The 25,647-nt window shown below is 64.8% G+C and carries 27 protein-coding genes and 1 pseudogene; 11 read left to right on the top strand and 17 right to left on the bottom strand.

What is annotated here, in order from left to right; translation table 11 throughout:
- Window positions 1-65 precede the first annotated feature (65 nt).
- A complete protein-coding gene (locus FJW05_RS21975; RefSeq protein ID WP_140635635.1) occupies window positions 66-437 on the bottom strand; it encodes a VOC family protein in 372 nt (123 codons plus the stop codon).
- Between the two features lie 70 nt (window positions 438-507).
- Window positions 508-1,218 (bottom strand): YafY family protein, encoded by a 711-nt coding sequence (locus FJW05_RS21970; protein ID WP_140635633.1) that lies wholly within the window; start codon window positions 1,216-1,218, stop codon window positions 508-510.
- A gap of 102 nt (window positions 1,219-1,320) precedes the next feature.
- Here FJW05_RS21970 and FJW05_RS21965 point away from each other — a divergent pair, with 102 nt between their 5' ends.
- The 7 genes from FJW05_RS21965 to FJW05_RS21935 all read left to right on the top strand — a co-directional run bounded on the left by FJW05_RS21965 (window position 1,321) and on the right by FJW05_RS21935 (window position 8,858).
- Window positions 1,321-1,806, top strand: coding sequence for a DUF1772 domain-containing protein (locus FJW05_RS21965; RefSeq protein WP_140635631.1), 486 nt, complete (start codon window positions 1,321-1,323; stop codon window positions 1,804-1,806).
- 88 nt (window positions 1,807-1,894) lie between these two features.
- Window positions 1,895-2,977 carry a class I SAM-dependent rRNA methyltransferase gene (locus FJW05_RS21960; protein ID WP_140635629.1) on the top strand — a complete coding sequence of 361 codons (1,083 nt, stop codon included), beginning with the start codon at window positions 1,895-1,897 and terminating at the stop codon, window positions 2,975-2,977.
- Window positions 2,978-3,838 (top strand): RNA methyltransferase, encoded by an 861-nt coding sequence (locus FJW05_RS21955; protein WP_140635627.1) that lies wholly within the window; start codon window positions 2,978-2,980, stop codon window positions 3,836-3,838.
- Between the two features lie 10 nt (window positions 3,839-3,848).
- A complete protein-coding gene (lspA, locus tag FJW05_RS21950) occupies window positions 3,849-4,337 on the top strand; it encodes a signal peptidase II (RefSeq protein ID WP_140635626.1) in 489 nt (162 codons plus the stop codon).
- A 55-nt stretch (window positions 4,338-4,392) separates the two neighbouring features.
- On the top strand, window positions 4,393-5,382 hold the full coding sequence (locus FJW05_RS21945; RefSeq protein WP_140635624.1) for an MDR family oxidoreductase: 990 nt from the start codon (window positions 4,393-4,395) through the stop codon (window positions 5,380-5,382).
- 125 nt (window positions 5,383-5,507) lie between these two features.
- On the top strand, window positions 5,508-7,787 hold the full coding sequence (locus tag FJW05_RS21940) for a PAS domain-containing hybrid sensor histidine kinase/response regulator (RefSeq protein WP_140635622.1): 2,280 nt from the start codon (window positions 5,508-5,510) through the stop codon (window positions 7,785-7,787).
- Between the two features lie 183 nt (window positions 7,788-7,970).
- Entirely contained in the window at window positions 7,971-8,858 is an 888-nt protein-coding gene (locus FJW05_RS21935) for a GNAT family N-acetyltransferase (protein WP_095769253.1), read from the top strand.
- Window positions 8,859-8,982: 124 nt separating this feature from the next.
- Here FJW05_RS21935 and FJW05_RS21930 read toward each other — a convergent pair whose 3' ends face one another.
- The gene (locus tag FJW05_RS21930) at window positions 8,983-9,615 is read right to left on the bottom strand and encodes a trimeric intracellular cation channel family protein (protein WP_140635620.1); all 633 of its coding nucleotides are present in this window, start codon (window positions 9,613-9,615) and stop codon (window positions 8,983-8,985) included.
- Between the two features lie 127 nt (window positions 9,616-9,742).
- Window positions 9,743-10,375, bottom strand: a complete 633-nt coding sequence (gene grpE / locus FJW05_RS21925; protein ID WP_140635618.1) for a nucleotide exchange factor GrpE — start codon at window positions 10,373-10,375, stop codon at window positions 9,743-9,745.
- A gap of 218 nt (window positions 10,376-10,593) precedes the next feature.
- Here grpE and FJW05_RS21920 point away from each other — a divergent pair, with 218 nt between their 5' ends.
- Complete coding sequence (locus FJW05_RS21920) at window positions 10,594-10,794, top strand: hypothetical protein (protein ID WP_140635616.1); 201 nt, start codon at window positions 10,594-10,596, stop codon at window positions 10,792-10,794.
- A gap of 23 nt (window positions 10,795-10,817) precedes the next feature.
- Here the strand turns inward: FJW05_RS21920 and FJW05_RS21915 are convergent, their stop codons facing one another.
- The 6 genes from FJW05_RS21915 to cysG all read right to left on the bottom strand — a co-directional run bounded on the left by FJW05_RS21915 (window position 10,818) and on the right by cysG (window position 16,485).
- Window positions 10,818-11,438, bottom strand: a complete 621-nt coding sequence (locus FJW05_RS21915) for a DJ-1/PfpI family protein (protein WP_140635614.1) — start codon at window positions 11,436-11,438, stop codon at window positions 10,818-10,820.
- Window positions 11,439-11,655: 217 nt separating this feature from the next.
- The gene (locus tag FJW05_RS21910) at window positions 11,656-12,189 is read right to left on the bottom strand and encodes a DUF934 domain-containing protein (protein WP_140547055.1); all 534 of its coding nucleotides are present in this window, start codon (window positions 12,187-12,189) and stop codon (window positions 11,656-11,658) included.
- Between the two features lie 97 nt (window positions 12,190-12,286).
- On the bottom strand, window positions 12,287-13,048 hold the full coding sequence (locus FJW05_RS21905; RefSeq protein WP_140635612.1) for a phosphoadenylyl-sulfate reductase: 762 nt from the start codon (window positions 13,046-13,048) through the stop codon (window positions 12,287-12,289).
- Entirely contained in the window at window positions 13,023-14,693 is a 1,671-nt protein-coding gene (locus tag FJW05_RS21900; protein WP_140635610.1) for a nitrite/sulfite reductase, read from the bottom strand. Before FJW05_RS21900 ends, FJW05_RS21905 begins: the two co-directional genes overlap by 26 nt.
- 41 nt (window positions 14,694-14,734) lie before the next feature.
- Window positions 14,735-15,040: a DUF2849 domain-containing protein gene (locus FJW05_RS21895; RefSeq protein ID WP_140635608.1), complete on the bottom strand. Its 306-nt coding sequence runs from the start codon at window positions 15,038-15,040 to the stop codon at window positions 14,735-14,737.
- Window positions 15,037-16,485 carry a siroheme synthase CysG gene (gene cysG, locus FJW05_RS21890; RefSeq protein ID WP_140635605.1) on the bottom strand — a complete coding sequence of 483 codons (1,449 nt, stop codon included), beginning with the start codon at window positions 16,483-16,485 and terminating at the stop codon, window positions 15,037-15,039. The genes FJW05_RS21895 and cysG overlap by 4 nt, the downstream gene beginning before the upstream one ends.
- A gap of 416 nt (window positions 16,486-16,901) precedes the next feature.
- On the opposite strand from cysG, the gene FJW05_RS21885 reads away from it, so the two are divergent.
- Both FJW05_RS21885 and FJW05_RS21880 read left to right on the top strand, forming a co-directional pair.
- Window positions 16,902-17,342 carry a host attachment family protein gene (locus tag FJW05_RS21885; RefSeq protein ID WP_140635603.1) on the top strand — a complete coding sequence of 147 codons (441 nt, stop codon included), beginning with the start codon at window positions 16,902-16,904 and terminating at the stop codon, window positions 17,340-17,342.
- Between the two features lie 53 nt (window positions 17,343-17,395).
- Window positions 17,396-17,589: pseudogene (locus tag FJW05_RS21880) on the top strand (sodium:proton antiporter); the annotation flags it as partial.
- Between the two features lie 6 nt (window positions 17,590-17,595).
- Here FJW05_RS21880 and FJW05_RS21875 read toward each other — a convergent pair.
- A complete protein-coding gene (locus tag FJW05_RS21875; protein WP_140635601.1) occupies window positions 17,596-18,402 on the bottom strand; it encodes a helix-turn-helix transcriptional regulator in 807 nt (268 codons plus the stop codon).
- Window positions 18,403-18,528: 126 nt separating this feature from the next.
- Here FJW05_RS21875 and FJW05_RS21870 point away from each other — a divergent pair, with 126 nt between their 5' ends.
- Entirely contained in the window at window positions 18,529-19,446 is a 918-nt protein-coding gene (locus FJW05_RS21870; protein WP_140635599.1) for a zinc-binding dehydrogenase, read from the top strand.
- 10 nt (window positions 19,447-19,456) lie between these two features.
- Here the strand turns inward: FJW05_RS21870 and FJW05_RS21865 are convergent, their stop codons facing one another.
- From FJW05_RS21865 to FJW05_RS21840, 6 genes are all read right to left on the bottom strand, one after another.
- Window positions 19,457-20,206, bottom strand: coding sequence for an SDR family oxidoreductase (locus tag FJW05_RS21865; RefSeq protein WP_095769240.1), 750 nt, complete (start codon window positions 20,204-20,206; stop codon window positions 19,457-19,459).
- 65 nt (window positions 20,207-20,271) lie between these two features.
- A complete protein-coding gene (locus tag FJW05_RS21860; protein ID WP_140635597.1) occupies window positions 20,272-22,551 on the bottom strand; it encodes a transglycosylase domain-containing protein in 2,280 nt (759 codons plus the stop codon).
- 229 nt (window positions 22,552-22,780) lie between these two features.
- The gene (locus FJW05_RS21855; protein ID WP_140635595.1) at window positions 22,781-22,927 is read right to left on the bottom strand and encodes a hypothetical protein; all 147 of its coding nucleotides are present in this window, start codon (window positions 22,925-22,927) and stop codon (window positions 22,781-22,783) included.
- A 60-nt stretch (window positions 22,928-22,987) separates the two neighbouring features.
- A complete protein-coding gene (locus FJW05_RS21850) occupies window positions 22,988-23,194 on the bottom strand; it encodes a hypothetical protein (protein ID WP_140635593.1) in 207 nt (68 codons plus the stop codon).
- A 41-nt stretch (window positions 23,195-23,235) separates the two neighbouring features.
- Window positions 23,236-23,856 carry a ribonuclease D gene (locus FJW05_RS21845; RefSeq protein ID WP_140635591.1) on the bottom strand — a complete coding sequence of 207 codons (621 nt, stop codon included), beginning with the start codon at window positions 23,854-23,856 and terminating at the stop codon, window positions 23,236-23,238.
- Between the two features lie 135 nt (window positions 23,857-23,991).
- Window positions 23,992-25,377: a M20/M25/M40 family metallo-hydrolase gene (locus FJW05_RS21840; protein WP_140635589.1), complete on the bottom strand. Its 1,386-nt coding sequence runs from the start codon at window positions 25,375-25,377 to the stop codon at window positions 23,992-23,994.
- Between the last annotated feature and the right edge of the window lie 270 nt (window positions 25,378-25,647).

Genomic DNA, 25,647 nt, shown 5'->3' with positions numbered 1-25,647 from the left:
GCCTACTGCCTACTGCCTACTGCCTACTGCCTACTGCCTACTGCCTACTGCCTACTGCCTACTGCCTACTGCCCATTCGGCCAGTAGACGCGCAGGCGGTGATTGTCCGGATCGAGGGCGACGAAGGTGCGGCCGAAATCGAGATCGGTTGGCGCCTGCAGCACGTTGATACCTCTGCCAGCCCAATCCGCATGGGTGGCATCGACCGCGCTAGCGTCCTCGACCGCGATGACGATCTCGCCGCCCCCGCCCGCTGCCGCGGCCGCCGGTTCCACCGTGTGGCGCGACCAGAGGCCGAGCTTGAAGCCATTGTCGAGCACGAACATCACGAACGTCGGCGAAGACTCGATCGGCTCGCGTCCCAGCAGCGAAGCGTAGAACGCGCCGCTCTTTTCCGGGCTGTCGACATAGAGGATGACGAAATTCGGCGTGGTCATATCTGATCTCCAAAGTGTCTGAACCTTGGAGACAATACGCGGACCTGCTGTCAGATTCTGGCAGCAGCGATCAGCGGGAAGCGTCTTTCGCTCCATTTTGGCCCGGCGCATCGAGGGTTGCCCGCCACTCTTTGAGCATCGCCTGGCGGCGGCGCGGGTAGCGGATGTCTGTGGCTGTCAGGCCGGACATCCGGTCGGCGCGGAAGTGCCGGAAATCCTGGCGCGTTTCGCACCACGCCACCATCACCCGCACCTTGTCGAAGAAGGCGAGCGCGAACGGCCAGACCAGACGCTTCGATGCCGCTCCCCCGGCGTCACGGTAAAGGAAGCCAAGCTTGCGCTCGTCGCGGATCGCCTGCCGCACGATGCCGAGGTCGACCGCTTCGGCATTTTCCGAGCGCGGCCCGACGAGCAGTGTCGTAGCGTCGAGATCGTCGCGCAGATCATCCGGCAGCACCGCAGCGATCTTGGCCAGCGCATCCGCCGCGGCGGCCGCCAGCCTTTTGTCCGGCTGCTTCGCCACCCAGCGCGAGCCGAGCACGATCGCCTCGATCTCCTCGTCGGTGAACATCAGCGGCGGCAGCATGAAGCCGGGCTTCAGCACATAACCAAGCCCCGCCTCGCCTTCGATCGGCGCGCCCTGCCCCTGCAGCGTCGCGATGTCGCGATAGAGGGTGCGGATCGAGACGCCGATTGCACCCGCAAGCGTGCGGCCGCTCACCGGCCGACGATGGCGGCGAAGGATCTGGACGAGATCGAGCAAGCGGGCTGAACGGGACATTGATTTGTCATCAGGTACGATCGATCATAGAGCCGGGGCGCACATCGCGGCAAGCGACCTGATGCCAAGGAACGCCTGCGTCCGATCCTCGTTGTCTCAACAATGGAGATGCGCGGGACCCTGCTGTTCTGGGCGGTGCTGACCGCTTTCGTCGCGGCGCTCAGCCTTGGGCCGTCCTTTGCCCATGTGCTGGAATCGCTGCCCAGGCTGACGAAATGGTCGCCGGCGCTCTGGCGCGAGGCGACCGTCTTCAACGGTCAATTCCTGCTCTTTGCCGTCATCGGAGCGCCGCTCGATATAGCGGCGATCCTGTGCCCGGCGTTTCTCGCATGGATGCTGCGCGGCCAAGCTGGGGCGTTCGGCTTCGTGGTCACCGCCACACTGCTTTATGCCGTCTCGCTGGCGCTCTGGTTCGGACTGGTCAAACCGGCCAACGACATTCTTGCGACCTGGGCGCCCGGACCGATCCCGGACAATTTCGAAGCCGTCCGGCTGCGTTGGGAGACCGGCCACATGGCGGTGGCCGCGGCGAAGGCGCTTGGCTTCATTTCGCTTTGTTTCGGCCTGCTCGGCGTCCGGCATGGTTGATGACAGCACCATTGAATGAGCCGAGCTTTGTTGCGCCGGTGGACTGAGCTGTGGCAGAAGCGGACCGAACCGCCGGAGATGACCCTTCTTGAAATCTTTTCGCGACAAACGCCGCGATGGCCGCCCGCATCCCGCAAGGGCGGAACAGCCCCGCCCGCGTGATGCATTCGCGGCCGGACGGCAGCAGGCCGCACCTGCCGAGCGCCGTGAAACGAAGTCGGCGGAGCGGCAGGAAGCCAAGCCGGCGCCGCGCGTGCTTGCGCGCCGCGAAGGCGCGTTGCCCGCCGAGCGCCTGCCATTGATCCTCGAAGTCGCGCCCAACGCCGATTACGCCCTGCTGGACAGCGGCGCCGGCGAGAAGCTCGAGCAATACGGCCCGTACCGCATCGTGCGCCCCGAGGGCCAGGCGATCTGGCAGCGAGCCCTCCCGGCGAAGGAATGGGAGCGCGCCGACGCCATCTTCACCGGCGACACCGACGAGGAAGGCATCGGCCGCTGGCGGTTTCCCAAAACGCCGCTCGGCGAGACCTGGCCGATGAAGCATGACGGCATCGATTATCTCGGCCGCTTTACCTCGTTTCGCCATGTCGGCGTCTTTCCGGAGCAGGCCTCGCATTGGGACCATATGGCGGGGCTGATCGCGTCGGCGAGACGCCCGGTCAAGGTGCTTAACCTGTTCGGCTATACCGGCCTCGCCTCGCTGGTGGCGGCCCGCGCCGGCGCCGAGGTCACCCATGTCGATGCCTCGAAGAAGGCGATCGGCTGGGCGCGCGAGAACCAGGAGATGGCCGGCCTTGCCGACAAGCCGATCCGTTGGATCGTCGAGGACGCGATGAAATTCGCCGAGCGCGAGGAACGCCGCGGCAGCCGCTACGACATCGTGCTGTTCGACCCGCCGGCCTACGGCCGCGGCCCCAAGGGCGAGGTCTGGCAATTGTTCGAGGACCTGCCGGGGCTCACCGACCTTTGCCGCTCGATCCTGACGCCGAAACCGCTGGCTGTCGTTCTCACCGCCTATTCGATCCGCGCTTCCTTCTTCGCCATCCATGCGCTGATGCGCGATACCTTCGCCGGCATGGGCGGCACGGTCGAATCCGGCGAGCTGATCATTCGCGAGAAATCCGCCGGCCGCGCGCTGTCGACCTCGCTGTTCTCGCGTTGGGTGGCTTGAATGACGGCACATGACGGCGCTCGCCCTGTCGGGCAGGTCAAGGAAGTCACCAGCCTTGCCAATCCCCTGGTCAAGGACATCAAGGCGCTGGCGCTCAAGAAATTCCGCGACCAGCAGAACGCCTTCATGGCCGAGGGCCTGAAGCTGGTCATCGATGCCCTCGACCTCGGCTGGTCGATCAGGACCTTGGTCTTCGCCAAGGCCGGACTCGGCAACCCGGCCGTCGAAAAGGTCGCCGCGCGGACCGTCGCCGCCGGCGGCATGGTGCTCGAGGTTTCCGAAAAGGTGCTCGCTGCCATCACCCGCCGCGAGAACCCGCAAATGGTGGTCGGCGTCTTCGCGCAGCAGACCGTGCCGCTGAAGGACATCCGCGCCAGGGACGGTGATGTTTGGGTCGCGCTCGACCGGGTGCGCGACCCCGGCAATCTCGGCACCGTGATCCGCACCGTCGACGCGGTCGGCGCCAAAGGCGTCATCCTGGTCGGCGACACCACCGACCCGTTCTCGCTGGAGACGGTGCGCGCCACCATGGGCTCGATTTTCGCCGTGCCGGTCGCCAGGGCGACCGAGCAGGCCTTTCTCGCTTGGCGCCGCGATTTCTCCGGCCTTGTCGCCGGAACCCATCTCAAGGGCGCGGTCGACTATCGCTCGGTCGATTTCTCCAGAGGGCCGGTCTTGCTGCTGATGGGCAACGAGCAGCAGGGCCTGCCGGACAGTCTCGCCGAAAGCTGCGACCGGCTGCTCAGAATTCCCCAGGCAGGCCGGGCCGATTCGCTCAATCTGGCGGTCGCCACCGGCGTGATGTTGTTCGAGATCCGGCGCGGCGCGTTGAAGCTCGAGCCTGCCAACGACATCCGATGAGGACTGCCAAATGAAATCCTGGTCCCCTTACGCGGTGCTGGTCGTCATCGCCATCGCGCTCGACCAGTGGATCAAGCAGCTGGTCGAAAACGGTCTCGCCTTTCAGGAGAAGCTCGATCTCCTGCCGTTCCTGGCGCTGTTTCGCACCTACAACACCGGCATCGCCTTCTCGATGTTCCAGTCCTTCGGCGATACCGGCCTGGTTGTCATCGCCGTGCTGGTCGTCGCCTTCGTGCTCTATCTCGCCACGCGCACGCCCGTCGGCCATGTCGTCGCTCGTATCGGCTTTGCGCTGATCATCGGCGGCGCGCTCGGCAACCTCATCGACCGGGCCGTCTACGGCCACGTCATCGACTACATCCTGTTCCACACGCCCGTCTGGTCCTTCGCGGTCTTCAATCTCGCTGACGCCTTCATCTCGGTCGGCGCAGCGCTTGTCGTCTTCGACGAGCTGATCGGCTGGCGGCGCGAAGCCAAGTCCCAGGACCTTGGCAATTGACCTCACGCTGTTGAAACAGCAGACTTCCTCATCAGCCAGAGGCGAGGAGAAAATCATGCCCGACACCTTCAAAGCCATCCTCGTCTCGCGCGATGCGGACAAGAAGCAGTCCGTCGATGTCGTCGACATCAGCGAGGCCGACCTGATGGAAGGCGATGTCACCGTCGCCGTCGAGGCGACGACGGTGAACTACAAGGACGGGCTTGCCATCACCGGCAAGGCGCCGGTCGTGCGCCGCTGGCCGCTGGTTCCAGGCATCGATTTCGCCGGCACCGTGATTTCCTCCTCGCATGCCGACTGGCGCAAGGGAGACAAGGTGATCCTCAACGGCTGGGGCGTCGGCGAGACGCATTACGGCGCCTATGCCGGCCGCGCCCGCGTCAAGGGCGACTGGCTGGTGCCGCTGCCCGAGGGCATGAGCGCGCATGACGCGATGGCTATCGGCACGGCGGGCTACACGGCAATGCTCTCGGTCATGGCGCTGGAGCGGCACGGCATCGTGCCGGACCGCGGTCCCGTGGTGGTGACGGGCGCTGCCGGCGGCGTCGGCTCGGTCGCCATCTCGATCCTGTCGAGCCTCGGCTACCATGTCATCGCCTCGACCGGCCGCAACGCCGAGAGCCCCTATCTGATCGATCTTGGCGCGGCTGAGGTGATCTCGCGCGAAGAGCTCAGCCAGGCCGCGAAACCGCTCGCCAAGGAGCGCTGGGCAGGCGGCGTCGACTCGGTCGGCAGCCATACCTTGGCCAATGTGCTGTCGATGACCTCCTATGGCGGCGCGATCGCCGCTTGCGGCCTGGCCGGCGGCATGGACCTGCCGGGAAGCGTCGCGCCCTTCATCCTGCGCGGCGTCTCGCTGCTGGGCATCGATTCGGTGATGGCGCCGAAGGAAGTCCGCCTGGAGGCATGGCGCCGCATCGGCACCGACCTCGATTCCAAGAAGCTGTCGACATTGTCGCGCACGATCGGTTTCGACGGCATTGTCGCTGCCGCGCGCGATATCGTCGAGGGCAAGATCAGGGGTCGCGTCGTCGTCGACATGTAGCTGGCAACGACCTCGTAAAGCTACGGTTTCGCCCGCGCATGCGCGCGGCCGAAATCGGCGCGATTCGCTAAAATTCGAACGATCCCTCCCAGCCTTCCATAATTTCTGTCTGCCATGGTCTGCGCATGGTCGCGGACTCCGACATCAGACAGGACAGCAAAGCCGCGGGCGCTGACAGGCTCATCCCCGATGCGCCGAAGCGGCAGGTGCTCGTCGCGCCGCCGCTGGCTCCCGATCTGCCGGGGGCCAGCCACGACGGCCTGCCCTTCCTGACGATCGTCGCCATTGCCGTTTTGGCGGGGCTGGCGCATCTTACCGGGGCGCCGCTGATCGTCACCATCGGCCTCGCCGCAGCGGCCTTTGCCGGCCTTGCCATGCATCTGCGCAGCCGTCGCGACGAGCGGCGCACCGCAGTGCTGCTCGACGAAACCGCGGCCCGCAGCCGCGCCGAGATCGAGACTCTCGCCGACCGCATGTGGGAGATGCAGGAGAGCGAGGAGCGCTTCCGCGGCCTGATCGACGCGCTTGGCGATCTTGTCGTCCATCGCGATCGCGACGGCCACGTCGTTTATGCCAACAGCGTCTTTGCCTCGCTCGTCGAGCTCGATGCGCGCGATCTTGCCGGCAAGACCTTGTCGGAGCTTGGCATCGATGTCGGCATCGTTCCCGACGCCGCCTTCTCCGATCATGAATGCCTGAGCTCGACCGATGTGGCGATCCGCACCCCGAACGGACCACGCTGGTTCTCCTGGATCGAATTGTCGGTGCGCGACAAGGACACGGGCGCAGTCTCGCACCGGGCGATCGCCCGCGACATCACCGCCCGCAAGCGCGCCGAATCCTCGCTGATCACCGCGCGCGAACGGGCCGAATATGCCAGCCAGGCCAAGTCACGCTTCCTCGCCACCGTCAGCCATGAAATCCGCACGCCGATGAACGGCATCATGGGTATGGCGAAGCTGCTTGCCGATACCGACCTCTCGCCCGAACAGCGCACCTATGTCGGCGCTGTTTCCACCTCGGCCAGCGCGCTGCTCGCGCTCATCGAGGACCTGCTCGACTATTCCAAGATCGAGGCCGGCCGCTTCGAACCCGAGCCCCAGCCGACCTCGCTGCGCGAGATCGCCGACAACATCATCGAACTTTTGGCCGCAAAGGCCTTCGCCAAGAACATAGGCCTCGGCTGCCATGTCGAGCCCGATGTGCCGCAGATGATCACCGCCGATCCCGGCCGCGTGCGCCAGGTGCTGCTCAACCTCATCGGCAATGCGGTGAAGTTCACCGACACCGGCGGGGTGCTGCTGACCGTGACGCGCGCCCGCACAGAAACCACCGACCGCATCTGCTTCACCATCGCCGACACCGGCCCGGGCCTGCGCGAAGAGGACATGGAGCGCATTTTCGAGGAATTCGAGCAGTCCGACGGCACCTCGACCAGGGTGCATGGCGGCGCCGGCCTCGGGCTTGCCATCTCGAAGCGGCTGGCGACGGCGATGGGCGGCTCGATCTCGGTCTCGAGCCGGCTCGGCGAAGGATCCGAATTCGTCCTGGAGCTTCCGGCGGTCGCCGCGACCGAGCCGCCGCCGCATCGCCACAACATCCTTGCCGACCGGCGGGCAGTGATCGTGTCGAAAAACGCCATCGAGGCCGATGCCATCGCCCGCGCGATCAGGGCCCATGGCGGCATTGTCGAGGTTGCCGCGACACCGAGCCAGGCCGCCCCGTTCGCTGCAGGCTGCAACGTGCTCCTGATCGACGCTGCGCTCGAAAGCGGCGACGGCAGACTGCTCAAGCGGCTGCGCGATTCGGGCTTTGCCGACTGCGAGGCCATCACCCTGATTGCGCCGACGGATCGCGGCATGCTCGGCGAATTCCGCGCCAGCGGCTATGCCACCTTCCTGGCCCGGCCGGTGCGTGGCGAGACCCTGCTGCGGGTGCTGTTGACCAGCCATGGCTCAGCGCTGGCCAAGCCGCTGCCGGAGCCGCGCGGTGCCCCTTCGGTGCGCAAGCGCGACCAGGGCCTGTCGGTGCTGATCGCGGAAGACAATGACATCAACGCCATGCTCGCCCGCGCCACGCTCCTCAAGGCCGGGCATCGCGTCAAGGTCGTCGGCAACGGCAAGGCCGCGGTCGATGCCGTTACCGATGCCGGCCTCAAGTTCCGCTTCGATGTGGTGCTGATGGACCTGCATATGCCTGTCATGGACGGGCTGGACGCGATCGCCGCTATCCGTCGCCATGAAGAGTCCCTGGCCATGCCCCCGATTCCGATCATGGTGCTTTCGGCCGACAGCCAGGAAAAGACCCGGCATGCCGTGCTCGCCCATGGCGCCAGCGGTTTCGTGACCAAGCCGCTCGACCCGGACGCGCTCGTCCAGGCGGTCGAGGGCCAGGTTGCCGCCTGAGGAAATTTCTAACCGTTGAACGCCTTGGCTTGCTTGGCTTTCGCGGTCACAAGATAGCCGGTTGAGTGTATTGCCCAGCCGACAAAGTATTGCCCGCCACGTCGTATCACGGTACTGTCACAATCCTGTTGCACCTACACCGTATCCCCGTGCCAAGAGGGATGGCTCGAAGGAGAATCACTCGTGCATACAGTCGTGCCTGAATGTGACACTCGGCCGAATGCCGGCGGCGCCCTGCTCGCCGCTCGTACCGCCGACGCCGTCGCAAGCGGCGCTCCGCTGGGCCGCATCGGCAATCTCGAAGTGCGGCTCGCCCGCAACGAGGCCGAGATCGCCGCCGCCCAGGAAGTGCGCTATCGGGTATTCTACGACGAGCTTGGCGCGAGGAAGGACCTGTTCCAGGCGCAGGACCGGCGCGACGCCGACCGGTTCGACCCGCTCTGCGATCACCTTCTGGTGTTGGACAATTCCCTTCCCGGCCCTGAGCACCGCCGCATCGTCGGCACCTACCGCCTGCTGCGGCAGGAAATCGCCGCGACGGCCGGCGGCTTCTATTCCGAGGGCGAGTTCGAGCTCACCAAGCTGATTGCGCGGCATCCCGGCCAGCGCTTCCTCGAGCTCGGCCGTTCCTGCGTTCTGCCGGAATACCGCTCCAAGCGCACCATCGAGGCGCTCTGGCAAGGCATCTGGGCCTATATCAACCACTACGACATCGGCGTGATGACCGGCTGCGCCTCGTTCCATGGCATCGTGCCGGCGGCGCATGCCGAGGCGCTGACCTATCTCGCCCATCATTGCCGCACCAACTCTGCCTGGGATGTTCGCGCGGTTCCGGGACGCTACTGTTCGATGGACCTGATGCCGATCGAGGCGGTGAACGCCAAGGCGGCGATCGCCGCCATGCCGCCGCTGGTCAAGGGCTATCTGCGCGTCGGTGCCCGCATCGGCGACGGCTGCGTCATCGACCACGAATTCTCGACCGTCGACGTCTTCGTCGTCATGCCGGTCAAGGAGATCGGCGCCCGCTATGTCAACTACTATGGCGGCGAAGGACAGCGCTTCGCGGCGTGATTCCAGTGAGTAGTGAGTAGTGAGTAGTGAGTAGTGAGTAGTGAGTAGTGATGGACACCACCGCTCGCGCCTTGTCACTACTGACTACTGACCATTCACTATTCACCATTCACCACTCGCTCCCTCACGGAATATCCTCCGGCCTTCGCCCCGGCCGGCTCTTATAGGCCGGAAACGACCAGCCGAATTTAAGCGCTCCGCCGCGCACCGCGAATGCGCCCGCGAAGCCGAGCAGGCTGGACGCCAGCGCAGGCAGGCCGGCAACATCGCCAAGGGTGAAGATGGCGGCGCCGGCAAGGGCGGCCGTGACATAGATCTCGGGCCTGAGCAGCACCGATGGCTCGCCGGCAAGCAGGTCGCGCAGAATGCCGCCGAAGGTCGCTGTCAGCACGCCGGTGATGACCGACACGACGGGCGAGCCGGTGATCGCCAGCCCCTTGGCCGCGCCCATCACTGAAAAAGCCGCAAGGCCGACGGCATCGAGCCAGAGTAGCAGCTTGTAGCGGGATTCAAACCGGTGGGCGCTGAAGAAGACCAGCACCGCGACAACGGCACAGATCAGCACAAAGCCGCTGTTGGCGACCCAGAACACCGGCAGGTTGAGGATGACGTCGCGCAGCGTCCCGCCGCCGATGCCGGTGACGCTGGCCAGGAACAGGAAGCCGATGATGTCGAGTTCTTTGCGCGACGCGGCAAGCGCGCCCGTCGCCGCGAAGACGGCGACGCCGGCATAGTCGAGCAAGGCGATGGGATTCATGGGAGTAAGGCAGTAGGGGAGTAGGGGAGTAGGGGAGTAGGAAATTAAATAGCATAAGTCGCGTGAATTGCACGGCCGCTATCCAACACCCCTACTGCCCTACTGCCCTACTCCCCTACTCCCCTACTCACGCATCTTTCTCGGCCTGCTCGTTCACCGGGCCCGGCTCGACCTTGGCCTCGGCGGCCGCCTTCGGGCCGCCCTTGGCGACACCGACCATCGCTGGCCGCAGCACGCGCTCGCCTATCGAGTAGCCCGGCTGCACCACCTGGACGACGGTGCCTGCGGGAACATCCGGATTGGGGATCTCGAACATCGCCTGGTGGAAGTTCGGATCGAACTTCTCACCTTCGGGGGCGAGTCTCTTCACGCCGTGGCGCTCCAGCGCCGAAAGCATGGCGCGCTCGGTGAGGTCGACGCCTTCGATCAGCGATTTGAAGCCGGCGTCGCCGCTGGCCTTCGCCTCGGCGGGAATCGCGTCCAGCGCGCGGCGCAGATTGTCGGACACCGACAGCATGTCGCGCGCGAAATTGGCGACGGCATAGGCGCGGGCGTCCTGGACGTCGCGCGCGGTGCGCCGCCGCAAATTCTCCATTTCGGCCGCCGTGCGCAGCGCGCGGTCCTTCAGTTCGTCGTTTTCCTTCAGCAGCTGCACCAGCGCTTCGTAGTCGCCGTCGATGCCACCCTCCGCACGCTCGCCGGAAGCCTCGGCGGCTTCCATCTCTTCGGGCGTGCGTTCGTCTTTTGCCTGGTCGCTCATCGCGTTTCCCGTCATTTCGAATTGCTCTGGATTTGCGCCCGATATCGAGGTTTGGAGGCCAAAAATCAAGGGGCAAGCGCAGGCGGCTGGCGTCGGGCTACCGTTCCTAATTAATTCAAACTTTACCGTATCACGCAGCTTTGCTTGCTCTCGGACGCTGGCACGGGAACCATGGACTGGCTGCAGGAGTTTCGAAACCGACACAGGATTTTGGGACGATGAACGGCAACAGCGGCCATAGGCGCGCCGAATTGGCCAACGATATCAGGCGACAGGCGGGCAGCGAAGCGACGAAGCGCTTTCTGCGCACCTTGCCGGCATTTCGCCTGGAAAGGGAGATGCCCCGGCAGTTGACCGATCTGCTTGACCGCCTCGACGGCGCCGAGGCTGAGAACGCGGACGACCCGCGGCGTCAATAGCCGCGCGCCGCAACTGACAAGTTTCAGGCCGCCTTCCTGTCGTCGCGCATCAGCACTTCGCCGTGACGGATCTCGGTGCCGAGCACCTTCAGGCATTCTCGCATGAAGGCGGCAAGGCCCGGCCAGCCCTTGGCTGAAACCAGATTGCCGTCGACATGGGCGCCGGTCGGCGCGACATCGATATAGATGCCGCCGGCGAGCGTCACTTCCGGCTCGCAATAATGCAGCGCCGCCACTTCCTTGCCGCGCACCACGCCGTCGACCGCGATCAGGATCTGCGCGCCGTGGCAGATGGTGAAGATCGGCTTGCCGGTTTCATGGAAATGTCTGACCAGCGCCTGCACGCGCTTGTCGATGCGAATATATTCCGGCCCGCGGCCGCCCGCCGCATAAATTGCATCGTAGTCGGCAGGGTTCACTTCGGCGAAGGTCTTGTTGAGGATGTAATCGTGACCGGGTTTTTCGGTATAGGTCTGGTGGCCCTCGAAGTCGTGCAATGAGGTCTTGAGCACGTCGCCGGCCTTCTTGTCCGGGCACACGACATGGACGGTGTGGCCGACCGCGTGCATGGCCTGTTCAAAGACGAAAATCTCGTATTCCTCGCTGAACTCGCCAACGAGCATCAATATCTTCTTGCCTGCCATGCTGCTTCCTCCCTTAGGATAAGGCCATTATTTCGCGGTACGAAGTAATGGCCTTATCCTAAGGGCAGGTCGGCCGAAGCGGAAGCCCGAATCACCAATGTGGTCTGTCCAGACCAGCACCGCGAGCTTTCCAAACCTATCTTGAACCAAGCTGACCAACAAAATGCGTGACGCTGGTCGGACCACAGCGATTTCATTGGTCGTATGAAATGCCGCGTCAGCTGGGGCGCTTGCGCCGCCAGGAATATTTTGGACCCTTGGCCTCCGGTTCGACCGCCGGCTGGTAGTAAAGCGGCAAGCCGCCGGTGCGACCTTCCTCCAGCCGCTTCAGCAGCACCGGATTGGAGACCTCGAACTCGTCGAAGCCGAGCCGCAGCATATGCGGCAGCTGGTCGACCAGCACCTGCCCGGTGGCGCGCACCGCGCCCTTGAATTGATGCCGGGCGCGCAGCAATTCGCCCTTGGAAAAAGAGCGGCCGTCATTGAAGGCCGGGAAGGCCAGCGCCACCAGCGACAGCTGGTCGAGCAGGCCGGTTATCTTGTCCAGCTCGTCGCCGGGCTGCAGCAGGACGCCGAGGCGCTCCTTGGCTGACTTGCGAACTTCTTCATCCAGCCCGAGAAAAGCCTGCAGCGGCAGGATGAAACGGCCATTGCCGGCAAGCGCCTCGGCGCTTTCGGCGTGGGTCCACTCATCCTCGCGAAAACCGTCACGGGTCCAGAGGCGGGTCCCCGCTGTCGTCGATCCAGTCATCAAAATTCCTAAAGTTCCAAAGAGTCCCAAGCGAGCCGGCAGGCCGCCAGCAATCGGAACCCGCTTTCGGCCGACATCACGTGAATAGCGATATAACCTAAAGCGAGGCGTCGGTCAGCGACTTCTCCAAACCGGAGAGGTGAATGCCGCACTCGGTCTTGGCGTGTCCCGCCCAGCGGCCGCTGCGCGCATCCTCGCCCGGCTGCACCGGCTGCGTGCAGGGAAAGCAGCCGATCGAGAGATAGCCATAGGCGACCAGCGGATTTTCGCGCAGCGCATGCGCCCGCATATAGTCGGCCTGGTCCGATGTCGTCCAATGCGCCAGCGGATTGATGCGGATGCGCGAGCCGACGGCCTCGAAGACGGGTAAAGCCGTGCGCGTCGTAGCCTGGAAGCGCTTGCGCCCGGTGAACCAGGCGCGGAACGGCTCGACGCCGCGCGCCAGCGGCTCGACCTTGCGCACATTGCAGCAGGAATCGGTGTCGGTCTCGTGCAGCCTGCCGGTCGGGTCGACGCGTTGGAGCGCACCCTCTTCCGGCTTGATCACCCTGATGTCGGTGAGGCCGAAATCGGCGACCAACGCGTCGCGATAGCCGAGCGTCTCCTCGAAATGCTTGCCGGTGTCGAGGAAGATGACCGGCAGCGAGCGGTCGATCTCCGAAATCATGTGCAGCAGCACGGCGGAGTCCGCGCCGAAGGAAGACACCGCGGCGACCGCGCCGCGGAATTCATGCGCCGACCGTTCGATGATCTCGATCGGCTTCAGATGGCCCAACAGCGCGTCGAGCCCCGCTGCCTCGGCGGCAACGCCGGTCTCGACTTCGCCTGTCCGGTCAAGCGGCCTTGGTTTCGCCAGCATAGAGCGCCTCCTTGAACGGCGCGGGACCGACACGGCGGTAGGCGTCGATGAAACGTTCGTCGGGACTGAGCCGAAGGCCGAGATAGGTATCGACGATCTGCTCGATGGCATCGGTGATCTCATCCGAGGAGAAGCCGCGGCCGATGATCTCGCCGACGGATGTGTTTTCGTCGGCCGAGCCGCCAAGCGTCACCTGATAGAGCTCGGTGCCTTTCTTCTCCACGCCCAGAATGCCGATATGGCCGACGTGGTGGTGGCCGCAGGCATTGATGCAGCCGGAGATCTTCAGCTTCAGCTCGCCGATCTCGCGCTGCCGCTCCAGCGAGGCGAATCGGCGTGAGATTTCCTGCGCTACCGGGATCGAGCGCGCCGTGGCCAGCGCGCAATAATCGAGGCCCGGGCAGGAGATGATGTCGCTGATCAGATTGGAATTGGCTGTCGCCAGGCCGATCTCGACCAGCGCGTCATAGACGGCCTTGAGGTCGGCGCGCGCTACATGCGGCAGGATCAGGTTCTGTTCGTGGCTGACCCGCAATTCGTCGAAGGCGTACTTCTCGGCGATACCGGCAACCGCTTCCATCTGGCTGTCCGTTGCGTCGCCGGGCACCTCGCCGATGCCCTTGAGCGAGATCGTCACCGCCGCGTAGTCGGGATGGCGATGCGTCACGACATTCTGGTCGAGCCATTCCGAAAAGCTCTTGGAATCGAGCCTGGCCTGTTTCACCGCATCATCGCCTTCCGGACGGGAAACCAGCGCCGGCGGCGCGAAATAGGCGTTGATCGCCTGGATATCGGCTTCCGGCAGCTTGAGCTCGGCGTCCTTCAGCTCCTGCCACTCGGCCTCGACCTGGCGGGTGATCTCCTCCACGCCGGTCTCATGAACCAGGATCTTGATGCGCGCCTTGAACTTGTTGTCGCGGCGGCCGTAGAGGTTGTAAACGCGCAGGATGGCCGTGCAGTAGGACAGCAACTCCGCCTCCGGCAGGAAGTCGCGGATCTTTCTCGCCACCATCGGCGTGCGGCCCTGGCCGCCACCGACATAGACAGCGAAGCCCAGCTCGCCAGCCGCGTTCTTTTTCAGATGCAGGCCGATGTCATGCGTCTGGATGGCGGCGCGGTCGCGCTCGGCACCGGTCACCGCGATCTTGAACTTGCGCGGCAGGTACGAGAACTCGGGATGCACCGAAGACCATTGGCGCAGGATTTCCGCATAGGGACGCGGATCGGCGACCTCGTCGGCGGCGGCCCCGGCGAAATGGTCGGCGGTGACGTTGCGGATGCAGTTGCCGCTGGTCTGGATGGCGTGCATCTCGACGCTCGCCAGATCGGCGAGGATCGCCGGGATGTCCGACAGCGCCGGCCAGTTGAACTGGATATTCTGGCGCGTGGTGAAATGGCCGTAGCCCTTGTCGTACTTGCGCGCGATGTGGCCGAGCATGCGCAATTGCCTGCTGTTCAGCGTGCCGTAGGGCACGGCGATGCGCAGCATATAGGCGTGCAGCTGCAGATAGACGCCGTTCATCAGCCTGAGCGGCCGGAACTGGTCCTCGGTGATCTCGCCGGCAAGCCGGCGCTGCACCTGGTCGCTGAACTCGGCGACACGGGCGTGAACGAAATCCTGGTCGAACTCGTCGTAACGGTACATGCTTCGTCTTTCAGGGCGCGTCCGCCCGCTGCTTTCGTTGGTTAAGCCGCCCGTGCCGGTTGCGGGCTCGCCTGCTTGCCGAGATCGGTGCGGATGGTCGGGCCCGCGGCGCGGATCTTTTCGCGCAGCCGCACCGGTTCGACCAGGCCATCGACCATCGTGACGTCGATCAGGTTGACGTCGACCACCTCATTGTTGGCGCCAGCCGTGGCGCCGATCGCTTCCAGCCGGTCCTCCGCCGTCTTGTCATGCGCGATATCGGCGTGACCAACCGTCTCCGCCCAGCCGCCATCGGCGTACCAGACGGCGATGCCGTCGGAGAGCCTGTTCGCGGTGAGAACCTTCATTGCCGGACTCCTTCGGCGACGGCTGAAGCCGCGCCCTCATGCTTATGTGCCGCGAGCGGCTCGGATTGTTCAAAATTGGCGCCGGCGACGGCGTCGCCGATGATCGTCATCACCGGTCCGGTGAGATCGGCGCGCTCCTCCAGCGACGGCAGGTCGGCAAGCGTGCCGTGGAAACGGCGGCGGTTGCCGAGGCTGGCATTCTCGACGACGGCAACCGCCGTGTCCGGCGACAGTCCCGCTTCGATCAGCCGGCCGGCGACTTCGGCAGCCACCGAACGGCCCATATAGACGGCAACGGTCGCGCCCGAAATGGCAAGCTTGGCCCAGTCGGGCAGCGAGTTGCCCTTGAGGTCGTGGCCTGTGGTGAACACCATCGACGACGAAACGCCGCGCAGCGTCAGCGGTAGCTCGAAATCGGCGGCGGCGGCGAAGGCAGCGGTGACGCCCGGAACCACCTCATAGGCAATCCCGGCCTCGCGCAGCGCCGCCATCTCTTCGCCGGCGCGGCCGAACACCAGCGGATCGCCGGACTTCAGCCGCACCACGCGGTTTCCGGCGCGGCCCAGTTCGATGAGCAGCGCGTTGATCTCTTCCTGGCTTTTGGAATGGCAGCCCTTGCGTTTTCCCACCGGCAGGCGCTCGGCGTCGCGGCGACCCATGGCGACGATCGCCTGCGGCACCAGCGCGTCATAGACAATGGCGTCGGCCTCCAACAGCAGGCGATGCGCGCGCAAGGTCAAAAGGTCCTCCGCGCCCGGACCGGCGCCGACCAGCGCGATATGTCCGGTGACCGGAGCATCCTGGGCCAAGAGCTCGAGCGCCGCGCCATGCGCCTCGGCGAGGTCGCCTACTTCGATGGCCTTGGCCGGCGCGCCGGCGAAGAAATCGCTCCAGAAGCGGCGGCGGCGATTGCCTTTCGGCAGCGTCTCGGCGGCGGCGCGGAAGGACGCGGCAAGCGCCGCCAGCCGGCCGAGCGACGGCGACAGCATGCGGTCGATGCGCCCGCGCAGCATCTGCGCCAGAACCGGTCCGGCCCCCTCGGTGCCGATGGCGATCGCCACCGGCGCCCGGTTGACCAATGCAGGCGTGAAGAAATCGCACAGCTCCGGACGGTCGACGGCATTGACCGCAATGCCCAGCCGCCGCGCGTCGTCGACGACGCGGCGATCGAGCGCCTCGTCGCCGCTGGCGGCGAACGCCAGGACGGCACCTTGGAGATGCGCGGCCTCATAGGCTGCGTTAATGTGAACAGCGCCGGCCGACGCGATGAAATCCAGCAAGCCGTCGCTGGCATCGTCGGCAACGATGCGCAACACCGCGCTCGATTGCGAAAGCAGCCGCGCCTTGGCGAGCGCCTCCTCGCCATTGCCGACGATGGCTACGGCTTCGCCGTCGACCCGCATGAAGACGGGAAAGGCATTGAGCTTGGTGTTGGCTGGTGACATGGCGATGAGCAATACTGAAACAGTTTGGCAGTTTTACGCGGCCACGCCCAAAATCAGAAGGCAAGCACTCGCGCGCCGCCGAACGGCAGGCAATCGCTTTTTCGCAACCGCGAAGGCCAAGAGAAAAAAATTCTACTTCGAGGCTGAGACGGCCGGACCGGCATAAGAAACCGCCTTGATCCGTCGTAATTTTTAGCGCCTGACGGGGAAAGCCGCAAAACGGTTTATTCTAAATTCCACTAAGTTACTAGATTAAAGCCGACCCTGCGGTATCGGCGCTCGACCGTGTCTGCCGGAAGCGATCGAGACGCCATCGCCGGATCGGAACAATCATGCCTCGCGGCTCGTTTGCCTAGCAATCCATTTGCGGATCCCAAGCTCCATCTATCGGCAAGCAGCAGGCAAGGAGGAACGCCATGAGCATCAAGCTGAAACACGGACTGTGGGTCGTCGTGGCCGATGGCGAAAAGGCGCTCTTCCTGCGCAACCGGGGCGACAGCAAATTCCCGAACCTGGAAGTGGTGCAGGAGATGGAGCAGGACAACCCCGCCACGCGCGAGCAAGGCAGCGGAAAGCCGGGCCGGTACAGCAACGAGGGACCTCGCAGCGCCATTGAGGAGACCGACTGGCACCGTCTCGGCAAGGAACGCTTCGCCGTCGACATTGCCGACCGGCTCTACAAGCTGGCGCATCGCGGCGCGTTCGACGCGGTCGTGCTGATCGCGCCGCCGCAGGTGCTTGGCGAGATGCGCCAGAAACTGCACAAGGAGGTTTGCGAGAAGGTGCAGGCGGAAATCCCAAAGACGCTCACCAACCATACGATTCCCGACATCGAGAACCTGCTCCAGGCGGCATGAAGCGGCGAAAGAAAAGCGGCTGAGGGCAAAACAGGGTCCCGAAGCCGTCTCCCCGCGCCGCCAATCGGGCGATCAGCGCCATTGCCCGCGCTCATTGCGACGCCGAGGTCGAGCACCTCAAAGGACCGGGCCCGACGCCGTGATCATGGGCGAGCGCGAGATCGCTTGCGGTATCGTCGAGGTGGTGACCGGCAAGACCCTCGATCGGGCCGGGCCTGCCATGGAGATCAACCCGCAGCCTGCTTGATGGATGTCAGGCCCGGAACGCGGAACCGCCATTCTGCGCGATGTCGTTAAGATATTTCGCCGGCGGCTTGCCCAGCGCCTTTTTGAACATGGTGATGAAAGCGGTCACGGATTCATAGCCGAGATCGCCCGACACCTGCTGCACGCTGGCGCCGGAAGACAGCTCCCTGAGCGCGACGATCAGCTGCAGCTGCTGGCGCCAGCGCCCGAAGCTCAGGCCCGTCTCCTTCACGACGAGGCGCGCCAGGCTGCTCTCGCTGAGCGCTACGCGGTCCGCCCACTCCGCCAGCGTGCTGCGATCGGCAGGGTCGTCGGCCAGCGCTTCGGCGATCCGACGCAGCCGCGGCTCGGCCGAGATCGGCAAATGCAATTGCTGGACAGGCATACGCGGCAATTCCGCGAGCAGCACGCTTCCAAGGAAATTGCCGCGCGCATCGTCCGGCGCGCACTCCGACAGTTCGACGATCAACTCGCGCAGCAGCGGCGAGATCGAAAGCGTGCAGCACCGGTCCGGCAGGTCGGCGGCGCCGGGCTCGATATAGACGAAGAAAATCCGCGCGTTCGCCGTCGCGATGTTGCTGTGTTCCATGCGGCTCGGCACCCACACCCCGCAATGCGGCGGCACCATCCAAAGACCGCTCGGAACGCGGCAGATAACGCCGCCGCCGAGCGCGACGACGAGCTGCCCCTTGCGATGCCAATGCTCACGCGCCTCGGCCCTGGTCTCGGTGACATCGACGCCGACAGCCATCGCCGGCGCGGCCACGTCGTCGACGTCGAAATCCAGCCACGGCCAGCGAAGCGGCTGTCTCATTCTTGACTGCTTTCAGCGATCATCTGGCTTTATCTCTAAATTCTTCGACCACGAAAGTCGATAGGCTCCAGCCAATTCATCAATCGATCGCGACTCCCAAACGCCAAATTCAAAAGGATGGGGCCCATGCTCGCTCTCGCCATCTCTTCCGACAGCTCCGACCGGCTGAAGCTCACCGAGGTCGATCAGCCAAACTGCAATGGAAATGAAGTATTGGTGGCAGTTCATACAACATCGTTGAATCGTGGCGAGCTGCGCCTGCTCGGCATACGACCTGACGGGTGGATACCTGGCCAGGACATCGTCGGCATTGTCGAGCGCGCGGCGGCCGATGGCTCAGGCCCGACCGCAGGCACGCGCGTTGCCGCCTTGGTCGACCAGGCCGGCTGGGCTGAACGGGTGGCCGTTCCGACCGATCGTCTTGCCGTCGTGCCGGACGCAGTCAGCTTCGCCGCCGCAGCCACGCTTCCCGTGGCGGGCACGACGGCGCTGAGGACCTTGCGCCATGGCGGTGACCTGGCCGGACAGCAGGTCCTGATCACCGGCGCGAGCGGCGCGGTCGGTCGTTTCCAGGTCCAGATCGCCCGCGAGCAAGGCGCTTCGGTGACAGCGGTCGCTTCGGCGCGGCATCACGATGACCTTCGCGATCTGGGCGCCGGGCAGCTCGTCGAGTCGGTCGAACTGGCCGAGGGACCCTTTTCGCTGATCACCGAGTCGGTTGGCGGCAAAAGCCTCGCCGATGCGATCGAGCGCATCGCGCCCGGCGGGACCATCGTCATGTTCGGTTCGAGCAGCGGCGAGCTCACGCCGATCGGCTTCCGTCAATTCGCTCCCGGCCACGAAGGCGCGCGGCTACAGACCTTCGCCTATTACACGTCCGGCTCAGCCATCGGCGCCGACATCGCCGCGCTGCTCGATCTGGTCGCGGCCGGCCGGCTGGAGACCCGCGTGGCCATGACAGTGCCGTGGGCGGACATCGGCCGGGCCCTGGACGCGCTACGGCAGCGCAGCTTCAGCGGCAAGGCCGTTGTCACCATGACCTGAAGTCAGCCAATCAAACGTGCTGGCCGCCATTGATGTGGATCTCCGAGCCGGTGACGTAGGACGCCTGGCCCGAGCACAGGAAGAAGATGATGTCGGCCACTTCCGAAGTGGCGCCCAGCCGTCTCAGCGGGATCGTCTCGACTATTCTGTCGGTGCCGGGCGAAAGGATCGCCGTGTCGATCTCGCCCGGCGCGATCGCATTGACGCGGATGCCGTGCGGCCCGAAGTCATGCGCCATCTCGCGCGTCAGCGAGCCGAGCGCCGCTTTCGACGTGGCATAGGCCGTGCCGGCGAACGGATGCACCCTGGTGCCGGCGATCGAGGTGACATTGACGATCGAGCCCTTCGCGGCGGCGAGTTCCTTGAACAGGCCCCTTGCCAGCATGATCGGCGCGAAGAAATTGACCTGGAACACGTCGCGCCAGACATGCATCGGCGTCTCGATCGAGTCCATGCGCCTGCCGTCTTTCAGCTTCGGCGAAATGCCGGCATTGTTGACCAGGGCGTGCAGTTGCCCGCCATGCGCCTCCAGCCGGTGACGGATTTCCGAAACGGCGATGCCGACGTCTTCCTGGTCGGCGAGGTCGACCTTGATGTGGTCCTCCGGGCCGGCCGGCCACGGGCAGTCCTCGGCAAAGGCTTGGCGCGAGCAGGTGATGACGCGCCAGCCTTCGCGCGAAAAGCGCTTCACCGTCGCATGACCGATGCCGCGGCTGGCGCCGGTGAGCACGATCGTTTTTCTGCTGTCGGTCTCGGCCATGGTTTTGTCTCCGGCCGGACATGTAGCCGAAGGCGCTTGCCATTACGAGAGGTGAAGTTGCCGCTCTAACCGCCGCCCAGTATATCGAGGATCGAAGTCTGGCGCTTTTTCGTCGGGCCGCCGACATTTCCGGGCGGCACCGGATGCTTGATCGAGGCGGTTTCGCCGCTGTCGCTCGGCATGCCGAAGCCGCCGGTATCGACGGTCTCGGCAGGTCGCGTGGTCCGCACCTGACGCGCGGGCGCCTGCGCGACAGGCTGCGATGGAGCGGCAGGCTGTGACTGGCCGACAGCCGCGGGCGGCGCAGGCGGCGGCTGCGATGCATCCGCCGACGGGATCTCGTCCGGCACGATCGTGTCGGACGGCGTCGACTTCCAGGTGCCGGGCAGCGGCCGCACCGGCACGCCCTCATGCGCGGCCACCATGAATTCGTGCCAGGCCTGCGCCGGCAGGGCGCCGCCGGTGACCTTCTTCATCGGGCTGCCGTCGTCATTGCCGAACCACACGCCGGTGGTGAGATTGGCGGTGTAGCCGACGAACCAGGCGTCGCGCGAGTTCTGGCTGGTGCCGGTCTTGCCGGCCGACGGCCAATTGAAGGCCGCCTTCTTGGCGGTGCCGATCTCGACCGTGCCGGTCATCATCGAATTCATCATACCGACGACGTCGGCCTTGATGACGCGCGGCGCGCTGCCGCCGCTGTTCTCGTAAAGCACCTTGCCGTCGCCGGTGGTGATGCGGCGGATGAAATGGACGTCCGGCTTGTAGCCGCCATTGGCGAACGGGACGTAGGCGGAAGTCAGCTCCAGCGGCGTCACCTCCGAGGTGCCGAGCGCGATCGAGGTGTTGGCCTGCAGATCGGACTGGATGCCCATGCGATGCGCGGCTTCCACCACCGCGTCGGGCCCGACTTCCATGGTGAGCTGCGCCGCCACCGAGTTCAGCGACTTGGCCAAAGCCGTGGCCAGCGTCACCTTGCCGTAATATTTGCCGCCGTAATTGTCGGGCGTCCATTTGCCGATTTTGATTGGCGCGTCGTTGCGCACGCTGTCCGGCGTGCGGCCTGCTTCCAGCGCCGCCATGTAGACGAAGGGTTTGAAGGCCGAGCCCGGCTGTCGCCGCGCTTCCGAGGCGCGGTCGAACTGGCTGGTCGAATAATCATAGCCGCCGACCATGGCGCGCACCGCGCCGGAATCGTCGATCGACACCAGCGCGCCCTGCGTGACGTTGAGCTTCTTGCCGCTTTCGTCGATCAGCCGGCGGATCGATTGTTCGGCAAGCTTCTGCAGGGTCAAGTCGACGGTAGTGTCGACGATGATGTCGCCGCGCACGTCGCCGATGAGATCGGGAAGCTCCTCCATCACCGTGTCGGCGACATAATTCTCGGAGCCGGTCCAGTAGGACGGCGCGCGCGTCGCCGGCGCGCTCAGCGCCACCTTGTATTCCTTGTCGCTGATCTTGCCTTCCTCGCGCATGGCCGCGAGCACGAGCTGCGCCCGCTCCTCGGCCGCCTTCGGGTCGCGCGCCGGCGAAAGCTTGGACGGCGCCTTGAGCAGCCCCGCCAGCAGTGCTGCCTCCGAAAGGCTCACGTCGCGCGCGCTCTTGCCGAAATACCGGCGCGAAGCCGCTTCCACGCCATAGGCTCCGGATCCGAAATAAACCCGGTTGAGGTACATTTCGAGGATCTGGTCCTTGCTGTGCTTGTGTTCGAGCCACAGCGCCAGGAGCACTTCCTGCACCTTGCGCTCCAGCGTGCGGTCCGGCGTCAGGAACAAGTTCTTGGCCAGCTGCTGCGTCAGCGTCGAGCCGCCCTGCGAGAAATGGCCGCCGAGAACGTTGGTGACCATGGCGCGTGAAAGACCGATCGGGTCGATGCCGAAATGCGAATAAAAGCGGCGGTCCTCGATGGCGACGACGGCTTGCGGGATATAAGGCGACATTTCGTGCAGGCCGACGGCCTCGCCGCCCGACATGCCGCGATTGGCGATCAGCCCGCCATCGACCGAGACGATCTTGATGTTGGGCGCGCGGTCGGGGATCGACCAGGTGGTCGCCGCCGGCATCTTGGCGCCGTAATAGACGACGATGCCGGCCGCCGCGATGCCGCCCCAGATACAGAGCACGAAGCACCAGTAAACCAGGCGGGTGGCGATGCCGAACAGTCCTCGCCGGCTTCCGCCGCGCCCGCGGCGTGAGGTTTTCGCCTTGGCGGATTTGCCTTTTGCAGTGGATTTACGGGTGCGCGGCACGACGCGATCCTCCTCGCTCACCGAAAAGCCCTCGGAGGATTTCGCGCGCGGCGCCTCCTCGAAGCTCGGTTCGATGCGACTGTCTCTGCGGTTCGCCATGCGCTCTTGCTAGCCTGCCCCCGGGTCCCGATGGCGTTCGGGTTGAAGACTAGATGCGGCGATTTAAGGGCGGGTTAAAGCAGGGTTTATGCAGCCTTATGCAAACCCTCAGGATTTCCGAATCCGCTAACCGGCCGGCGTCATTTTGCCGGCGTCGGCATATCATTCATGACGACAATGTTGTTGGGACCGCAGCCGAAGCTGCCGGTCTCCCGGCTGGCCACCATGGTCAATTCTGCTGGATCGAAATGCCCTTGTCGTCGATCTTGAGCTCGACGCCTTTCGGCCTGGTCTGCTCGCGATAGACATAGATGCCGAGCGCGATGACAACCGCGACCAGCGCCCCAATGACGAGATAGAGCGTGTTCTGTCTCATTGCGCCCCCTTGTTGCGGCCAAGCCTCGCGCCCGCCCTGAAATTGTCGGGCGAGGCTCGCCTACTGGTCGTCGTCCCCTTCATCGGATGCCGGTCGCCAGCTCGTCGGATCGACCTTCTTCTGCGTGTCGCTGTCGGTGTAGACCCACCAGCCGCCGTCGCGATATTGCCCGACGGATTCGTTGACGACGCCGTCGCTGTCCTTCCACATGATCGTGACTTTGGAGCCGTCCTTCGGCGCGCTTTCTATCGGTTTGCGCTCTGCCATTTCAGTTCTCCACGGGCTAGGGTCGACGGACCTTCGTCCCCTCAACTATGCGCGAAAATATCTTCCTCAGCCCAGCCCATAAGGTCGAGCTTGGCGCGCGTCGGCAGGAAACGGAAGCAGGCGTCCGCCTCCTTGGTGCGGTTCTCGCGCGCCAGGCGCGCGCCCAGCACCTCGCGCAACCTGTGCAGGTAGAGCACGTCCGAGGCGGCATATTCGATCTGTTCGGGCGAGAGCGTTTCGGCCGCCCAGTCGGAGGATTGCTGCACCTTGGACAGGCCGATGCCGAGCAGTTCGCCGCAGAGATCCTTCAACCCGTGCCGGTCGGTATAGGTGCGGGTGAGCCGCGAGGCGATCTTGGTGCAGAACACCGGCTCGGCCATCACGCCGAAGGCATGGTAGAGCACGGCGATGTCGAAGCGGCCGTAGTGAAACAGCTTGGTGATCGTGTTGTTTCTCAACAGGCTGGCGAGATTCGGCGCCTCCTTCTGGCCTGGTGCGATCTGGATGACATCGGCGCTGCCGTCGCCGGGCGAAATCTGCACCACGCAGAGCCGGTCGCGATGCGGGTTGAGCCCCAGCGTTTCCGTGTCGATGGCCACCGCCCCGACATTGTATCGCGACAGGTCGGGCAGATCGTTTTTGTGGAAACGGATATCGGTCATTCTCTTCTCCGGGTCGCGCCTGCGGCGTGGCGCATCCTCGCAACGCCGCAGCATTTCGCGTAGCTAATTCGTCCTCGCCGCGATCCGGAGAAAAATCAACAGAAAGTTGAACCTCAGGGCTTTCGTGATTTTCGCTCAGCGGGTCAGCGCGTCGAGAATTCGCGCCCAGGACCGCTGCCCCTTGTGGAACGAGGTCAGCTCATACTTCTCGTTCGGCGAATGAATGCGGTCGTCGTCGAGGCCGAAGCCGACCAGCAGCGATTCCATGCCGAGATAGGTCTGGAAATCGCCGACCACGGGAATGGAGCCGCCACCGCCGGTGGTGACCGCCTGCTTCTCCCATTCGTCGGACAGCGCATCCTTGGCCTTGGCCAGGAACGGCGAATCGTAGGAAAGCTGGATCGCCGGCGAGCCGCCATGCGGGTGGAATTCGACCGAGCAATCGGCCGGGATGCGCTCGCGCACGAAGGCCTGGAAGGCGGCGCGGATCTTCTTCGGGTCCTGCTTGTGCACGAGCCGGAACGACACTTTCGCCGACGCTTGCGCCGCGATCACCGTCTTGAAACCCTTGCCGGTATAACCGCCGATGATGCCGTTGAATTCCGCCGTCGGCCGCGCCCAGGTGAGCTCGAGCACCGAGCGGCCCTTTTCGCCGGCCGGAATGGAGAGGCCGACCGGTCCGAGGAAAGTCTCGGCCGTCTCGCCAAGTCCCTCCCAGGATTTCAGCACCTGCGAAGGCGTCTCCTCGACGCCGTCATAGAAGCCTCGAATGGTGACGCGGCCGTCCTTATCGTGAATATCGGCCAGCACCTTGGCCAGGATCCGGATCGGATTGGCGGCGGGACCGCCATATAGGCCCGAATGCAGGTCGCGGTTGGCCGCCTTGACGGTGACCTCCTCGCCGACCATGCCGCGAAGCGACACGCAGATCGACGGCGTCTCGCGGTTCCACATACTGGTGTCGCAGACCAGCGCGAAATCAGCCTTCAGCTCGGCGGCGTTGGCTTCCAGGAACGGCTTCAACGACGGCGAGCCGGATTCCTCCTCGCCCTCGAACAGGATGGTGACGCGGCAGGGTAGATTGCCATGCACCTGCTTCCACGCGCGGCAGGCCTCGACGAAGGTCATCAACTGCCCCTTGTCGTCGGCCGAGCCGCGCCCGGTGATCACCTTGCGGCCGGGCTCGAGCTCCTTGACCGACGGCGCGAACGGATCGGTTTCCCACAATTCGATCGGATCGACCGGCTGGACGTCATAGTGGCCGTAGAACAGCACATGCGGCGCGCCCTCCGGTCCCTCGTGATGCGCCACCACCATCGGATGTCCGGGCGTATCGCGCATACTGGCGTCGAACCCGATCAGCTTGAGCTCGGCGACCAGCCATTCGGCACCCGTGCGGCAATCGGCGGCAAAGGCCGGATCGGTGGAGATCGACCTGATGCCGAGCAGGCCGAACAGCCGCTCCAGGCTCTGGTCGAGATTCTGGTCGAGACGGTCGAGGACGGGGGAGATTCTGGACATGCGCTTTGCCTTTCGATTTTGGGCAGACCCTAAAGGGCCATGCCGAAAACGAAAAGCCCGCGATCATTGGACCAAGCGGGAAAGGCTTGCCTGAAGGCAAAAAAGAACCGCCGTGGTGGAGGGGGAACCACGGCGGTCTTTACTTTACTCGAAACGATGCGGCAGCCCGGAGAGGGGGGATAGGCTGCCGCAATTGCCCGGGATAGGCGGGGGACGGGCCTTACTCCGGACTTCGGCGAAAAACTGCCGATGACGTGTATTTGGGTCCGT

The sequence above is a fragment of the Mesorhizobium sp. B2-9-1 genome (assembly GCF_006439455.1).
Lineage (GTDB): Bacteria > Pseudomonadota > Alphaproteobacteria > Rhizobiales > Rhizobiaceae > Mesorhizobium.
Note: the sequence above shows the minus strand (reverse complement) of the source record. Positions and strands in the feature narration are given on the sequence as shown.